This window comes from Caballeronia sp. BCC1704, from assembly GCF_902833455.1.
Lineage (GTDB): Bacteria > Pseudomonadota > Gammaproteobacteria > Burkholderiales > Burkholderiaceae > Caballeronia.
In genome coordinates this window covers 596776-613006 of the sequence record NZ_CADFFT010000004.1, presented here as the reverse complement: position 1 = coordinate 613006, position 16231 = coordinate 596776, and the positions used below count along the sequence as shown (strand labels likewise).

General features: G+C 65.7%; 12 protein-coding genes. 6 read left to right on the top strand and 6 right to left on the bottom strand.

The window, feature by feature from the left end; translation table 11 throughout:
• Positions 1-14: 14 nt before the first annotated feature.
• The 3 genes from purB to HWX53_RS22570 form a co-directional block, all read right to left on the bottom strand.
• Positions 15-1403, bottom strand: a complete 1389-nt coding sequence (purB, locus tag HWX53_RS22580; RefSeq protein ID WP_175945015.1) for an adenylosuccinate lyase — start codon at positions 1401-1403, stop codon at positions 15-17.
• 88 nt (positions 1404-1491) lie between these two features.
• Positions 1492-2193 carry an N-acetylmuramate alpha-1-phosphate uridylyltransferase MurU gene (murU, locus tag HWX53_RS22575; RefSeq protein WP_175945013.1) on the bottom strand — a complete coding sequence of 234 codons (702 nt, stop codon included), beginning with the start codon at positions 2191-2193 and terminating at the stop codon, positions 1492-1494.
• A gap of 14 nt (positions 2194-2207) precedes the next feature.
• Positions 2208-3233: a phosphotransferase gene (locus HWX53_RS22570; RefSeq protein WP_175945012.1), complete on the bottom strand. Its 1026-nt coding sequence runs from the start codon at positions 3231-3233 to the stop codon at positions 2208-2210.
• A 246-nt stretch (positions 3234-3479) separates the two neighbouring features.
• Here HWX53_RS22570 and HWX53_RS22565 point away from each other — a divergent pair, with 246 nt between their 5' ends.
• From HWX53_RS22565 to rsmA, 4 genes are all read left to right on the top strand, one after another.
• Positions 3480-5870, top strand: a complete 2391-nt coding sequence (locus HWX53_RS22565) for an LPS-assembly protein LptD (protein WP_175945010.1) — start codon at positions 3480-3482, stop codon at positions 5868-5870.
• A gap of 80 nt (positions 5871-5950) precedes the next feature.
• Positions 5951-7306 (top strand): peptidylprolyl isomerase, encoded by a 1356-nt coding sequence (locus tag HWX53_RS22560; protein ID WP_175945007.1) that lies wholly within the window; start codon positions 5951-5953, stop codon positions 7304-7306.
• 5 nt (positions 7307-7311) lie between these two features.
• A complete protein-coding gene (pdxA, locus tag HWX53_RS22555; RefSeq protein ID WP_175945005.1) occupies positions 7312-8301 on the top strand; it encodes a 4-hydroxythreonine-4-phosphate dehydrogenase PdxA in 990 nt (329 codons plus the stop codon).
• 19 nt (positions 8302-8320) lie between these two features.
• The gene (rsmA, locus tag HWX53_RS22550) at positions 8321-9130 is read left to right on the top strand and encodes a 16S rRNA (adenine(1518)-N(6)/adenine(1519)-N(6))-dimethyltransferase RsmA (RefSeq protein WP_175945003.1); all 810 of its coding nucleotides are present in this window, start codon (positions 8321-8323) and stop codon (positions 9128-9130) included.
• A 12-nt stretch (positions 9131-9142) separates the two neighbouring features.
• Here rsmA and HWX53_RS22545 read toward each other — a convergent pair whose 3' ends face one another.
• Positions 9143-9364, bottom strand: coding sequence for a hypothetical protein (locus HWX53_RS22545; RefSeq protein ID WP_175945001.1), 222 nt, complete (start codon positions 9362-9364; stop codon positions 9143-9145).
• Between the two features lie 178 nt (positions 9365-9542).
• On the opposite strand from HWX53_RS22545, the gene HWX53_RS22540 reads away from it, so the two are divergent.
• Together HWX53_RS22540 and HWX53_RS22535 are read left to right on the top strand one after the other, a co-directional pair.
• Positions 9543-10808 carry a DNA repair exonuclease gene (locus tag HWX53_RS22540; RefSeq protein WP_175944999.1) on the top strand — a complete coding sequence of 422 codons (1266 nt, stop codon included), beginning with the start codon at positions 9543-9545 and terminating at the stop codon, positions 10806-10808.
• A gap of 4 nt (positions 10809-10812) precedes the next feature.
• Positions 10813-14277 carry a YhaN family protein gene (locus HWX53_RS22535; protein WP_175944997.1) on the top strand — a complete coding sequence of 1155 codons (3465 nt, stop codon included), beginning with the start codon at positions 10813-10815 and terminating at the stop codon, positions 14275-14277.
• A gap of 14 nt (positions 14278-14291) precedes the next feature.
• On the opposite strand, the gene HWX53_RS22530 is transcribed toward HWX53_RS22535, so the two are convergent.
• Positions 14292-15113 (bottom strand): Sir2 family NAD-dependent protein deacetylase, encoded by an 822-nt coding sequence (locus HWX53_RS22530; RefSeq protein ID WP_244140219.1) that lies wholly within the window; start codon positions 15111-15113, stop codon positions 14292-14294.
• Positions 15110-16210, bottom strand: a complete 1101-nt coding sequence (locus tag HWX53_RS22525; protein WP_175944995.1) for a WYL domain-containing protein — start codon at positions 16208-16210, stop codon at positions 15110-15112. The genes HWX53_RS22530 and HWX53_RS22525 overlap by 4 nt, the downstream gene beginning before the upstream one ends.
• Between the last annotated feature and the right edge of the window lie 21 nt (positions 16211-16231).

The window sequence follows — 16231 nt, the reverse complement described above, 5'->3', positions numbered from 1 at the left end:
GCGTAGCGGCCGCGTTACGCGATGCGCTTCGCCAGTTCCGCCGCCTTGCCGATATACGACGCCGGCGTCATGTCGAGCAGCAGTTGCTTCGCGTCGGCCGGAATCGCGAGACCGCCGATGAACGCTTGCAGCGCCTCGCGCGTGATGCCTTTGCCGCGCGTTAGTTCCTTCAGTTGCTCGTACGGATTTTCGATGCCGTAACGGCGCATCACGGTCTGCACCGGCTCCGCGAGCACTTCCCAGCAGTTGTCGAGGTCTTCGTTCAGGCGCGCGGCGTTCACTTCGAGCTTGTCGAGGCCGCGGATCAGCGCGTCATACGCGAGCAGCGAATAGCCGAACGCGACGCCGATGTTGCGCAGCACGGTCGAATCCGTGAGATCGCGCTGCCAGCGCGAGATGGGCAGCTTGTCGGCGAGGTGGCGCAGCGTCGCGTTCGCGAGACCGAGATTGCCTTCCGAGTTCTCGAAGTCGATCGGATTGACCTTGTGCGGCATCGTCGACGAACCGATTTCGCCCGCCTTCGTGCGCTGCTTGAAGTAGCCGAGCGAGATGTAGCCCCAGACGTCACGGTCGAGGTCCAGCAGGATGGTGTTCGCGCGCGCGACGGCGTCGAACAGTTCGGCCATGTAATCGTGCGGCTCGATCTGGATCGTGTACGGATTGAACGTCAGCTTCAGCCGGTTCTCGACGACATCCTTTGAAAACGCTTCCCAGTCGAACTCCGGATACGCCGACAGATGCGCGTTGTAGTTGCCGACCGCGCCGTTCATCTTGCCGAGCAGCGGCACATGCGCGATACGCTCGATCGCACGCGACAGGCGTGCCGCGACGTTCGCGATTTCCTTGCCGAGCGTCGTCGGGCTGGCGGGCTGGCCGTGCGTGCGCGAGAGCATCGGCTGTTCGGCATGCGTGTGCGCGAGCTTGACGAGGCGCTCGTGCACCGACCGCAGCGCGGGCAGGATCACGTGTTCGCGAGCGCCCGCGAGCATCAGCCCGTGCGACGTGTTGTTGATGTCTTCCGACGTGCAAGCGAAATGGATGAACTCGCTTGCGCGCTCCAGTTCCGGCTGGCCTTTGACGGACTCCTTGAGCCAGTACTCGACCGCCTTCACGTCATGATTCGTGACGCGTTCGATATCCTTGATGCGCGCCGCATCGTGCGCGGTGAAGCGGCTGACGAGGCCCAGCAGGAACTGCTCTGCGGCTTCGGAAAAGCGCGGCACTTCGGCGAAACCCGCACGCGACAGCGCGATCAACCAGTGAATCTCGACCGTGACGCGATGACGCATGAAAGCCGCTTCGGAAAGCCAGTCGCGCAGGGCTTCGGTTTTGGCGGCGTAGCGGCCGTCGAGCGGCGAGAGCGCGGTGAGCGCAAAGAGGGTATCGGGGCGGGTATCGGACATGGTGACGTGTCGGCAGCGGCGTGCGGCTGGAGGGAAAAGACGGAAGAACCGCGCATTTTACCATCGGATGCGTCCCATTCCGGGACACTCAGCGGGCGCGAAGCTCCTCGTCCAGCGACTGAAGCTGCTCCGGCGTGCCGATGTTCTCCCAGCGGCCTTCGTACAGTTCGCCGGTCGCGCGTCCTTGCGCGATGGTTTCGCGATAGTAGGGCGTCAGCGCGCGGCGCGTGCCGGGCGCGAGATCGAGGAACATGCGCGTGTCGTATAGACCGATGTTGCCGAACGTGTAGCGCGGCGAGCCATCGAGCGCGAGCTTGCCGTCGATCAGCGCGAAATCGCCGTTCGGATGAAACGGCGGATTCGGCGTCATCACGAGATGCAGGCCCGGCTGTTCGCTGCGCGCGAGTTCGTCGGCGCGGTCCCGCAGCGTGGCGTAGTCGAAATCGCAGAACACGTCGCCGCTCGCCGCGATAAACACGCCTTTGCCGATCAACGGCAGCGCCTTCGCGATGCCGCCCGCCGTTTCCAGCGCCTCGCCCTCGGGCGAGAAGCGCAACTCGACGCCCCAACGCGATCCGTCGCCGAGCGCCGCTTCGATCTGCGCGCCGAGCCACGCGTGATTGATGACGATGGTCTCGACGCCCGCCGCCGCGAGCCGCTCGATCTGCCAGACGATGAGCGGCTTGCCGCCCGCTTCGAGCAGCGGCTTCGGGCATGTATCGGTGAGCGGGCGCATGCGCTCGCCGCGGCCGGCGGCGAAGATCATCGCCGTCTTCAGGTGTTGGGTCATGCCGAAATGGGGAATCAGAACGTGTAGCCGACTTCGACGGCGCGGCCTTCGAGCGAATCGAGCAGGCGCGCGAACGGCCAGAGCGGCGCATAACGCTCCGCGACCTTACGCGCATAACCGATGAAACGCGGCAGATCCGCCAAATAGTGCGACTTGCCATCGCGATAATGAATGCGCGCGAAAAGCCCCAGCACCTTGATGTGCCGCTGCAGGCCCATCCATTCCAGTTGACGGTAGAACTCGCCGAAGTCTAGATCGACATCCAGCCCTGCCTTCTTCGCGCGCTCCCAGTAATACGCGATGCAATCGAGCTGAAACTCCTCGTCCCAGCTGATAAAGGCGTCGCGCATGAGCGAGGCCATGTCGTATGTGATCGGCCCGTACACCGCGTCCTGAAAATCCAGCACGCCGGGATTCGGCTCGCTCACCATCAGATTACGCGGCATGAAATCGCGCAGCATGAACGTCTGCGGCTGCGCGAGCGCGCTTTGTGCGAGCAGCGTGAATGTGTCGTCGAGCGTCTTGCGTTCGTCCGCCGTCACTTCGCGGCCCAGATGGCGGCCGATGAACCACTCCGGCATCAGTTCCATCTCGCGGCGCAGGAACGCTTCGTCGAACGGCGGCAGCACGCCCTCGCGCGCTGTCTTCTGAAAGCGGATCAGGCTGTCGATGGCCGCGCGCATCAAGGGCCGCGCGTTCTTCTCGTCGAGCACGGACATGTACGTGGTCGTGCCGAGATCGGTGACGAGCATGAAGCCGACGTCGAAATCCGTTTGCAGGATCTTCGGCACATGCACGTTCGCCGCCTCTAGCAGACCCGCGACCTGCACGAACTCGCGGCACTTTTCCGGCGGCGGAGCGTCGACGGCGATCAGCGTCTTGCCGTGCGCCGAATCGCAGTCGAGACGGAAATAGCGGCGAAAACTGGCGTCGGCGGAGGCGGGGGCGAGGCTGTCCAGATTCAGCCGATACGTTTCGGCGAAAGTCTGAAGCCAGGAACGGAGTTGCTCGAAGCGGGTGTCGGCGGGATTGTGCGTCATAAATTCGAGAGGCAAAACATCTTGCCATATAATACCCCACGACTTTTTTAAGCGATCCTTGAGCTATCTGTTCGCGCCTGGCGCCAGGCGCCGACGACCGTGCCGCGTCATCGTTCGATCGAGTGTCGTCCCTGCCTAGCCACGGACCGTCGAATTCACTCCGGCAATGACGCGGGCGAACCGCGGCCGCTCACTTGGCGGCATCGAGCGCGTCCGACGCGAACGGGATCGAACCGCCACCCATACATGCCGCCACGACAGTTTCCCGCATCGAAGATTCAAGGCGACGCACAGCCACGCCGGCGGCGGCTCGTCGCCGCGCTGCTTTCCGTGCCGGGCCTGATGCCCGCTCTCGCGCATGCGCAGCTCGCCGGTCCGGCCGCCGACGCGCAGCCGATCGACGGTCCCGACAGCCTGCGTCTCGCGCCGCAGTTGCAGGAACGGCCGCTCAAAAGCGGTCAGCAACCCACGACCTTCCTGCTCGGCGACAAGGCCACCGGCACGTCCGACGAGGACATGGCGGCGAAAGGCTCGGCCGAAGTGCGCCGCACGGTCACGGTCATCAAGGCCGACGCGCTGCATTACGACCAGGACACGGACATGGCCGATGCTTTCGGTCATGTCAGGCTCATCAACAACGGCGTGTCGTTCGTCGGTCCGGAAGCGCATCTGAAAGTGGATTCGAACGAAGGGTTTATGACGAACCCGAAGTACCACTTCAATCTGACGGGCGGCTCGGGCAGCGCGGAGCGCATCGATCTGATCGACAACGAGCGTGCGCGCGTCGATCACGGCACCTACACCGCCTGCCAGTGCGACACGAATCCGGCGTGGTACATCAAGGGCTCGTCGTTCGATTTCGATACCGGCTCGGAAGAAGGCATCGCGCATAACGGCGTGCTGTTCTTCCAGGGCGTGCCTGTGTTCGCGAGCCCGTGGCTCTCGTTTCCGCTGACGGGCGACCGCCGCAGCGGCCTTCTGCCGCCGACGTTCTCGCTCAGTTCGACGACCGGCTTCGAAGCCACGATCCCGTACTATTTCAACATCGCGCCGAACCGCGATCTGACCGTCACGCCGCGCATCATGTCGCGGCGCGGCGTGCTCGGCGAAGCGAACTATCGCTATCTCTCGCCGACGTACTCGGGCTCGCTCACGGTCGACTATCTGCCGAACGACCGCGAAACGCACACGAACCGTTATGCGATTTTCTGGCAGCATCGGCAGAACTTCGGCGGCGGCTTTGGCGGCTACGTCAATTACAACAAAGTTTCGGACGATCAGTATCCGGAAGACCTGGGCAACGCGTCGAATCAGTTCCTGAACGGCACGCAGTTGCTGTATCAGCAGGAAGCCGGGCTCACGTACAACAACGGGCCGTGGTCCGTGCTCGCCCGCGAGCAACGCTGGCAGACGCTGCAGCCGTCGATTCCGCCGTACGCGCGCGAGCCGCAGTTGAACGTGCAGTACAACAAGTACAACGTCGGTGGCTTCGATTACGGCGCGGAAGCGGACTTCACGCGCTTCACGATCACGCAGGAAGGCGCGACCGACGGTCAGCGCATGTATTTGAACCCGTACGTGAGTTACGGGATCAACGCGCCGGGCTATTTCTTCACGCCGAAGGTTCAGTGGCACTTCGCGTCATACGACCTGAGCCACATCGCGACCGGCCCGATCCCGGGCCAGCCGCTGACGCCGGCCGGGCAGCCGAAGAACTTCACCGAGTCGATTCCCACGGTCAGTCTCGATACGGGGCTCGTGTTCGACCGTTCCGTGCGGCTCTTCGGGCAGGACTACATTCAGACGCTCGAACCGCGGCTCTATTACGTCTACACGCCGTATCGCAACCAGAATTTCGCGCCGATCTTCGATACCGCCGAAGCCGACTTCGGGCTCGCGGAAATCTACACGCCGAACACGTTCGTCGGTAACGACCGCATCGCGGATGCGAACCGCCTGACGGCCGGGCTGACCACGCGCTTCATCAACCCGGCGACGGGCGACGAGCGCGCGCGTTTCGTGATCGCGCAGCAATACTATTTCACGAGCCAGCGCGTCACGATCAGCCAGGACCAGCCGATCAACGAGGCCAAGCACTCGGACCTGATCGCCGGCGCGGCCATCAAGCTGGGCGCTGGTTTCGCTTCGGAAACTGCGTTCCAATATAATGTCGACAATAACCAGCTCGTGCGCACGAGCGTCGGCTTCGCGTTCAGTCCGGCGGACCGAAAGGTCATCAACGTCGGCTACCGGTACACGCGCTCGAACCAGACCACGCTCGTCAACGAGCCGATCAACCAGTTGCTGGTGTCCGGCGAATGGCCGCTCACGAACCGTCTCTATGCCGTCGCGCGTGTCAATTATGATCTTGCCGGCCACCGGCTCGTCGACGGCCTCGTGGGCTTCCAGTACGATGCCGACTGCTGGGCGCTCGGCTTCGGCGCGCAGCGTTACGCCAACGGCGTGAACACGAGCGGCCAGCCTTCGTCGGGTACGCGCGTGCTTGCGCAGATCACGTTCAAGGGTTTGTCGAAGGTCGACAACGGTCTCGTCAGCGCGTTCCGCGCGAGCGTTCAGGGCTACCAGCCGCCGCCGCCGTCTGCTCCGCCGCTCGCCCGCTTCAGCGACTACGAGTGACAAGCCGTACCACAACGCCAAAGAAGCGCACAGCGCACGAATGGGTCAAGTCAGGATTTGATGGAGTATCTGTGGCAAACATGAAACTGTTTCGATCGACGGCGATGGCCGCGAGCGCGCTGACAGCGGCGCTGATGGTGAGTTCGCCGGCCGGTGCGCAGGCGTTGTCGAACCCGAATGTGCAGGTGGCGGATTCCGTCGTCGCGGTGGTGAACGACGGCGTCATCACGCAGCGCGAGCTGGAAGAGCGCACGAGCCTGATCGTGCAGCGGCTCAAGCAGCAGAACGCGCCTGTGCCGCCCATCGAACAGATGCGCCGGCAGGTGCTCGACCAGATGGTGCTCGAACGCATCCAGCTGCAGAAGGCGAAAGAGGACGGTATCGTGATCGACGACGCCACCGTCAATCGCACGCTGCAACGCCTCGCGCAGCAGAACCAAATGACGCTCGACGTCTATCGCTCGCGCATCGAGGCGCAAGGCGTGCCGTGGGCGACGTTCATGCGCGACGCGCGCACCGAACTCACGCTCTCGAAGCTGCGCGAGAAGGAAGTCGACAGCAAGATCACCGTATCGGACGGCGAAGTGGCGAACTACATCGCCAGCCAGCGCGGGCCGGGCGCGCGTAACGCGAGCGACCTGCATCTGCAGCACATCATGTTCAAGCTCGCGTCGAACGCGCCGGATTCGGAAGTCGCGGCCGTGCAGGCGAAGGCCGACGCCGTGCTCAAGCAGGCGCAGGCCGGCGAAGATTTCGCGAAGCTCGCCAAGCAGAACTCGCAGGACACCGACGCCAGCAAGGGCGGCGACCTCGGCTTTCGCGCGCCCGGCACGCTGCCGGCGGGCATCGTCTCGGCGGTGTCGGGGCTGCGTCCGGGCCAGGTCGTGCCGACGCTCCTGCGCACCGACGGCGGCTTCGAGATCGTGAAGCTAGTGGAACGTCGCGCGAGCGAGGGCACCGCGGCCGATGCGCCGAAGCTCGTGCAGACGCATGTGCGCCACATTCTGCTGCGCGTGTCGGACGGCATGTCGGAAGCGAGCGCGCGCCAGAAGCTGCTCGATATTAAGCAGCAAGTGGCCGCGGGCGGCGACTTCGCCAACTTCGCGCGCACGTACTCGCAGGACGGCTCGGCCTCGCAAGGCGGCGATCTCGGCTGGATCAGCCCCGGCGAAACCGTGCCCGAATTCGAGCGCGCCATGAACAACCTGCAGGACGGCGCGGTGAGCGACCCGGTGCGCAGCGAATACGGCTATCACCTGATTCAGGTGCTCGGCCGCCGCGACGCGGAAGGGACCGCCACGCAACAGCTCGACATCGCGCGTCAGGCAATCGGCCAGCGCAAGGCCGAGCAGGCGTACTCCGACTGGCTGCGCGAACTGCGCGACACGGCGTACGTGCAGTACAAGGGCATTGCTGCGCAAGAGGCGCAGCAGTAAGCCGCATGAGCACCGCCGCGCATCCGGACAGGCCGCTTACCGTCGCCATTACGACCGGCGAGCCGGCGGGCGTCGGTCCGGAACTGACGGCTGCGGCGCTCGCTCAGGCGCACGCGCGTTGGCCGTCGGTGCGCTTTGTCGTGCTCGGCGACCGTGCGTTGCTCGAAGCGCGCTCGGGCGCCAAGTGGCCTTCGAACGGCGACCTCATCGAGATCGAACATCACGCGCTCGCGGCGCCCGCCGAAGCCGGCAAGCTCGATGCGGCAAACGGGCGCTACGTGCTCGATCTACTCGATGCCGCCATCGACGGCGCGGTGGCAGGCCGTTTCGATGCCATCGTCACCGCGCCGCTGCAAAAGAGCACGATCAACGATGCCGGCGTCCCCTTCACCGGCCACACCGAATATCTCGCGGAGCGCACGCATACGCCGCGCGTCGTGATGATGCTCGCGGGCAGCGGCGAGCGCCCGTTGCGCGTCGCGCTCGCGACCACGCACTTGCCGCTGAAGGACGTATCGGCTGCGCTCAGCATCGACGGTATCGTGGAGACGTTGCACATCATCGATCACGATCTGCGCGCGCATTTCGGGCTCGCCGCGCCGCGCATTCTCGTGACCGGCCTGAATCCGCACGCTGGCGAAAACGGCTATCTGGGCCGCGAGGAAATCGACGTCATCGCGCCCGCGCTCGAACGCGCCCGCGCGCTCGGCATCGACGCGCCCGGTCCGTATCCCGCCGACACGCTGTTCCAGCCGCGCTATCTGAAAGACGCCGACTGCGTGCTCGCCATGTTCCACGATCAGGGCCTGCCCGTACTGAAGTACGCGACCTTCGGCGAAGGCATCAACGTGACGCTTGGCCTGCCGATCATCCGCACCTCCGTCGATCACGGCACCGCGCTCGATCTCGCGGGCACGGGCCGCGCGGACCCCGGCAGCATGATCGCCGCCATCGACGCCGCCGTGACCATGGCGCGCCACAAACGCAGCGCCTGAGCGCATTCAACGAAAACGTATGTCCACACGACACCAGGGCCATCTGGCGCGCAAACGCTTCGGCCAGAACTTTCTCGTCGATCAGGGCGTGATCGATTCCATCGTCGACGCCATCGGGCCGCAGCGCGGCGAGCGCATGGTCGAAATCGGGCCGGGGCTCGCGGCGCTCACCGAGCCGTTGATCGAGCGCCTCGCCACGCCCGAGTCGCCGCTGCACGCGGTGGAACTAGACCGCGACCTGATCGGGCGGCTGGAAAAGCGCTTCGGCGAGCGGCTCGTCGTGCATTCGGCGGACGCGCTCGAATTCGATTTCGGCACGCTCGCGCTCGCGGGCGACAAGCCGTCGCTGCGCATCGTCGGCAATCTGCCGTACAACATTTCGAGTCCGCTGCTGTTCCATCTGACGACGTTCGCGCCGAAGGTCATCGACCAGCACTTCATGCTTCAGGACGAAGTGGTCGAGCGCATGATCGCCGAGCCGGCGAGCAAGGAATACGGGCGTTTGTCGGTGATGCTGCAATACCGCTACGTGATGGACAAGCTGATCGACGTGCCGCCCGAATCGTTCCAGCCGCCGCCGAAGGTGAACTCCGCGATCGTGCGCATGATTCCGTTCGCGGCGCATGAATTGCCAGCCGTCAACGAAACCGTGTTGAGCGATGTCGTCAAGGCCGCGTTCGCGCAGCGTCGCAAGGTCTTGCGCAACAATCTCGCGGCGTATCGCGACAAGGTCGATTTCGATGCGCTCGGTTTCGATCTCGCGCGTCGCGCCGAAGAAGTGCCGGTGGCGGAGTTCGTCGCGCTGGCGCAGGCTCTCGAGCGCAGTTGATTCGTCGGTTCGTCATTGGCATGTCGCCTCGCATGCGTCGGTGGCGAGCAGTTTCATCAATCGGTCGAGCCGCATGCGCTGATCGCGCTGCAAGCCGCGCGTCGCGCTGACCTGCTGCACGCGCTTGCGCCAGTAAGTCTGGCCGAATAGCGAATTCGCGCCTTCAGCCGACAAGACGCGCTCCAGATGCACGATCGCGGCGTCGACGTTATGAGCGGTGTAGGGACTGGTCATCGGGTTACCTCGCTGCGTGTTGACGTTCACGAATTCTGCGTGCGGGTCGGGACATTTCGCGTCTCTTGAGCGCGGCGAAACACTGAGTCCAACGAGACGCGAAATGTCCCAAACGTCTGCAAGCATCGTCGTTCGAACACGCGAGAAGCGCGACCACTCATTCAAAGGAGACAGCGCCATGCGCTTCATTCACGCGGCCGATATCCATCTCGACAGCCCGCTGCACGGGCTTTCCGCCTACGCCGACGCGCCCGCCGACATGCTGCGCAACGCCACGCGCGAGGCGTTCTCGAAGCTCGTGTCGGTCGCCATCGACGAGCAGGTGGACTTCATGGTCATCGCGGGCGACCTGTACGACGGCACCTGGCGCGATCACAACACCGGCATCTTCTTCTGCAAGGAGATGGGCAAGCTGCGGCGCGCGGGCATTCCCGTGTATCTGCTCTACGGCAATCACGACGCCGAAAGCGAAATGACGAGCCAGCTTCAGTTGCCGGACAACGTCCACACGTTTTCGACAAAGAAGCCGCAGACATATCGCATCGACGCGCTGAAGGTCGCGCTGCACGGCCACAGCTTCAAGGACAAGGCGGTGACGACGAATCTCGTGACCGCGTATCCGCCGCCTGTCGACGGTTATTTCAATATCGGCGTGCTGCACACGGCGCTCGAAGGCGCGGCGATGCACGCAAGCTACGCGCCGTGCACGGTCGCCGAACTGCACGCGCGCGAGTATCACTACTGGGCGCTCGGCCACGTGCATGAGTTCGCGATGTGGCAGGAAGCATCGACCATCGTGTTTCCGGGCAACTTGCAGGGACGCACGATCCGCGAGACGGGCCGGCGCGGCGCGGTGCTGGTCAGCGTGTCCGAGGCGGAGGAGGTCAGCGTCGAGCGGCTGTTCATCGACGTATTGCGCTGGGAAGCCGTGAATGTCGATGCTTCCGGCCTCGACACGCTCGATGAAGTCGCCCGCGCGGCCGGCCGTGCGCTGGAGACGCTCGTGGATGCCGCCGAGCGCCCCGTGCCGCACGCGGTGCGCGTGAGCATCACCGGCGCGACGAAGGCGCACGGCGAACTCTTCGCCAACGAGAAACAGCTACGCGCCGAAGTCCTCGCGCAGATCGCGGCGATCAGCCACGACCGCTTGTGGCTCGAAAAGGTGAAAGTGGCGACGCAGCCGATCACGCGCGAACGCACTGCGGCGGATCTGGCCGATGGCGGCGACGCGCTCGCCGATCTCCACGCGCTTCTGATCGAAGCCGAATCCGATCCCGAATTTCTCGCCATGCTCAAAGACAGGCTCATCACGCTCGCGACGCAAGCGCCGAGCGACTTACAGAAGTCCGTGCCCGAACTCGACTATGTGCGCGACGGCGACCTCGCCAAGCTCGTAAGCGAAGCGCGCTCGGGTCTGATCGCGCAACTCGCGGACGCGGAGTAACGGGATGCGCATCAGCCAGCTCGATCTCATCCGCTTCGGCAAATTCACGGATCACGCCGTCGAGTTTCCGCTGGCGGACCACGATTTCCATTTCGTCGTCGGCCCGAACGAGGCGGGCAAATCCACGATCAAGACGGCCATTTCCGAACTGCTTTTCGGCATGCCGCATAGCTCGTCGCTCGCGTTTTTGCATCCGCAAAGCGATCTGCGGCTGGGCGCGAAGCTGGAGAAAGACGGCGCGGTGCTAGCGTTTCATCGCACGAAGAGCCGCAAGTCGCCGCTCACGACGCCGAACGGCGACCCGCTCGCCGCCGATGCGCTCGCCCCGTTCCTCGGCACCGCCGACAAGAGCTTCTTTGAGCAGATGTATTGCCTCGACCACACTGCACTGATTCGCGGCGGCCAGAGCATTCTCGACGCATCGAGCGATGTCGGGCAGGTGCTGTTTCAGTCGGCGGCGGGCATCGCGAGTCTGGGCGAGGTGCGCCAGCGTCTCGCCGACGAAGCCGACAGCCTTTGGGCCAAGCGCAAGTCGGGCGAGCGGGCGTATTACGTCGCGCTGAAGCATTACGAAGAAGCCACCGCCGAACTCAAGGCGGCGAGCGTGCGCACGGCGCAGTGGCGTCGGGCGCACGGCGCGGTGGAGGAGGCGCAGGAGCGCAGCCGCGAGCAGGAAGCGCGTCGCGCGGAACTCGAAGTCATGCGCGCGAAGCTCGAACGCATCCGCCGCGCCGCGCCGTATCTCAACGTCTGGCGCGCGAAGTCGGCCGAACTCGACGCGCTCGGCGATACCGCCGATCTCCCCGCCAATGCCGAAGCGACGCTTCAGAACGCGCTGACGCGGCTGGCTTCAGCGCAGACCGCGCTCGATCTGCACGCTCGCGACGTCGAGCAGTTGCAGAAGGACTTGAGCGAGATTCGCATCGATCAGGCGCTGCTCGCGGTCGAAGCGGACATTCGCGCGCTCGAAGGGACGCGGCATCAATGCGCGAATCACGCGAACGAGATCGCGCGACTCGAACAGGAAGTCGCCGTGCGCGTGCGGCAGATCGCGCAGGATTGCGCGCAACTCGGCTGGGCGCAGGACGAAGCAAGCGCGCGGCAGTCGCTGCCCGGACCGCTCGTGCTTCAGACCGTGTCGAGCCTGATGCTGGATCGCGGCGAACTGGAACTCGCGGCTCGGAACGCCGAGCGCGCGGCGCACGAGAGCGTGGAGCAGATCGCGGCGTTGCAGACGCGGCTCGCCGCGCTGTCCGATTGCGACGTCGCGCCGGGCCTGCGCGTGGCGCTGCGGGCCGCGCAGAAGTCTCGCGATACCGCCACGACGCAGCGCCGCCTCGACGACGCCCGCCGCGAAGCTGACCACGCTTTGCAGGCGGCGCTGGCATCGCTCGGCAAGTGGACGCGGCCGCTGCCCGAATTGCGCGCGATGACGCTGCCCGCCGCCGAGCGCATCGCGGTGCTCCGCGACGAACGGCAGGCGCTGGCCTCACGGCTCGCGATGGCCGACGAACGGCTGAAGGAAGCGCAAGACGCGCTGCACGCGACGCAAACCGAACTCGGCGATTTCGTGCAGACACACGACGTCGTGACGGCTGCCGATGTCCGCGAGGCCCGCGACGCGCGCAACGCCGCGTGGCACGCCATCCGCGCGGGCGAGACGCCGCTCGCGACAGCCGCGCCGCGCTTCGAAACGGCGATGCACGCCGCCGACGGGCTCGCGGATCGTCAACTCGGCTCGGTCGGTCAGGCGACGCAACTCGTCGCGCTGAAGCGGCGCGTCGCGGTGGAACAGGAGACCGTCGCACGCCGGGAGCAGGCCGCGCGCGATGCCGCGACGGCGCTCGCTCAGTTCGACGCCGCGTGGGCCGCGCTGGCCGCCCAATCGCAGATCGCGGAGATGGCGCTCGACGACGCGCCGTCGTGGCTCGCGCGCCGCGATCAGGCGCTTGCCGCATCCCAGACGCTCGACCGCTGCACCGAAGAACTCGCACGCGAATCCGCCGATGCAGACTCGCGTCGCGCCGAACTCGCGCGGCAACTCGCGCAAATAGGCGTGGCTGCCGATCCATCCGCCGACCTCGACGCGCTGTGCGACATCGCCGAGCGTCATATCAGCGCCATCGACGAGGCTGCGGTCACGCGGCGTCACGTGAGCGAGCAACTGGACGCGGCCCGTGCCGAGAGCATTGCGCGTCAACGCGCCGCGAAGACCGCCCGCGACGCGTTCGAGCAGTGGCAGCGCGACTGGTCGGCAGCGGTCGGTCGCGCGGGCCTCGCGGTCGCGGCGGAGTCGCAGGCGGCGGCGGAAACGGCCATCGGCATCGTGAAGAAGATCGGCGATCAGCTCGCGCAGATCGACGCTATTCGCTCGCAACAGATCGAACCGATGCGCGCGTCGCTCGTCGCGTTCCAGGCGGACGCGGCGCGGCTCGCCACGCACATCGACCGTGAGCTTGCCGCGCTCGAAGCAAGCGGCATTTCGGCGGAACTGTCGTCGCGGCTGGAGAGCGCGTGCGCGGCGCGCGGCGAAGCGGAGCGCATCCGCCGGGAACTGGCAACCGCCAACGAGCAAACGAGCGCCGCGAAGGCTGCGCTCGACGAAGCCCGTGCGACGCTGCGCCCGCTCTACGAACTCGCGGGCGTCGATACGCCGGAACTGCTCGCCGCGCGCATCGCCGAGTCGCAACGCAAGCGCGACCTGACCGCCGCCGTGAACGAGGCGCGCGACGCATTCATCAAAGGCGGCGACGGACTCGCGCTCGACGCGCTGATCGCGGAAGTGGACGGCGCGGACATCGCGGACGTGCAGGCGCAACTGTCGCTGACGAGCAGCGCGCTCAACGAATCGGTCAAAGTGTCGACTGCGCTGGCCGCCGAACTCGACGCCGCCGAACGCGAACTGAAGGCGATTTCAGGCGAAGCCAACGCGGCGCGCGCCGAGGCGAAGCGTCAGGAGGCGCTCGCCGCCATGGCAGACGCCGCCGAGCGCTTCATCAAGGTGGAGACGGCATCGACGCTGCTGAAGTGGGCCATCGACCGTTATCGCGAGCGCCGCCAGGGCCCGATGCTCTCGCGTGCGAGCGCCATCTTCGCGGAATTGACGCTCGGGGCGTTCTCGCGGCTCGTCGTCGATTACGACCGCCAGCCGATGGCGCTCGCCGCCGTGCGCGCGACGAACGGCGCGCATGTCGAAATCGGCGGAATGAGCGAGGGCACGCGCGATCAGCTTTTCCTCGCGCTGCGGCTCGCGGCGCTGGAGGAGCATGGCGAGAAGGCATCGGCGCTGCCGTTCGTCGCGGACGACCTGTTCATCAACTTCGACGATGGCCGTGCGCGCGCCGGCCTGCGCGTGCTGGCGCAGATCGCCAGGCGCACGCAGGTGATCTTTCTGAGCCACCACGATCATCTCGTCGGCATGGTGCGCGAAGTGTTCGGGCCGCAAGTCAACGTGCGGTACATGAGCTGAAGCGCGCAGCGGCATCAGCCGTTCAGCGCGCGATCGAGCCGAAGCAGCGTGTCCTTCGCGCCGCCCGCGATGCCGACGCCCACGCCCGGCGCGATGCCGTGCTCGCGCGGGTTGATGCGCACGACGCGCGGCCCGTGCCGTTCACTGAAGCGCCGCACCGTCGGCAGCGCGCGGCCCGCGCCCAGTTCGACCACGACAAGCCGTTCGACGCTTTCAAGCCAAGCCGCGAGTCGCCGTTCCTCTTGCGCCGATTGCGTGTCGATCCAGTTCCAGTCACCGAACATCAGAATGTTCGGGCGCGCGAGACGGCCGCAATGCGGACAAAGCGGCAACGCGTTGACGAGTTCGCAGCGGCTTTCGTCGACGACCGGCTCGAACGCGTCGGCTGGCCAGATGTCGTTCGTGCAGGCGTCGATGCACTGCATCGCATGGATCGCGCCGTGGCACTGCGCGACGCGCTCGGCGGCGAAACCGGCGCGCTGGAATTGACCATCGACGTTGCTCGTGAAAACGAACGCGCCGTGACCCATGCTCGCGCCCCAGCGCCGCAGCACGTCGAAGCCTTCGTGCGGCTGCGTCGCGCGATACAGCGCCAGCCGATGCCCGTAGAAGCCCCACGCAAGGCGCGGATGCCGAACGAAGCCGTCGGGATTGGCCATCTCCTCGAACGAGAAGCCGTGATGCCGCAACGCCGGATACGCGCGCCAAAAGCCTTCCGGGCCGCGGAAGTCAGGCAGGCCCGAATCGACGCCCATGCCGGCGCCCGCAGTGATCAGAAGACCATCGGCGTCGGCGATCCACGCAGCGGCTTGCTGAATGAGCGCTTCGTCGCTCATGCCGCTTCTCCTGCGTGCGCGCTTGCTGTTGCATGCCGATAGCGGTTCGCGAGCTTCATATAGTCCTGCGCGAACTCGTCGCGCAACGCTTGCGGCGCAAGAATCTCGACGCCCGCGCCGAGCGCGCGCAGCCACCAGCGCAGCTTGAGACTCGGCGTGACGGTGCCGGTCACTTTCATGCGGCCGTCGGGCAGGGTGTCGATCTGCTGATCCTTCGACATCGGCGATTCGCGCAACTGATTGCCGGCGCTGCCTTCGAACGCAAGCTCCAGCTTCACCGCCGGTTCGGGCAGAAAGTCGAACGCCTGCTGCGTCTCGATGTATTTGCGCAGCCGGAAATCCGCCGGATAGCTGAACGATTCGCCGGACTCCGTCACCGAACGAATGCGGTCCAGCCGATACAGCGCGCGCGCCGATTCCGGCTCGCCTTCGCCGGCCGGCGGCGCGCGGCGCGGGTCCTGCGCGACCATGTACATGACGCCCGCCGATTCGACGAGCGCGAGGGGCCAGAGGCGCTTTGTCTTCGGCGCATCGCTCTTCTCTTTGCTTTCGCTACGGTACGCGGCGCGATACTGCACGAGCAATTCGCGCTCGAAGAACGTCGCGGTCGCCACCGTGTTGAAAATCTCCGGCCGCAGCTTCGGGCGAATCAGCGTGAACGCGCCATCCACGGAATCGATCTTGTCGGCCCACGCGCGATACATGCGGCTGTCCGCTTTTTCCTGCGAGAGCCGCGCTTGTGCCGCCTTGAACAGCGGATCGATGTCTTGCGTGACGGCGGCCGGCAGTTTGTTGCCGGCGAAGCGCTGAAGAATATGAAACGCGACGGCCTCCGACGCGCTCATCAAACCGACGCCTTCCTGAAGGCCGTGCAACCACGGCTTGCGCTGCCACAGCAACTCGCGGCCGTTGATCGTAGAGATGACGCGGGACTCGGCTTCCAGCGCGCTCAGATGGCGCTGCACCTTCTTCGTATATCCGACGCGATGCCCGCGCTCTTCCAGCCGGCGGCGCACTTCGGGCGTCGAGAGCCACGCGACGGCGTCGCGTTCCGTCGGCAGCACGCGGAGAATGGCTTCGTCGAGACTGGAGGTCATGGGGCGGTTCCTTGAGGCGTT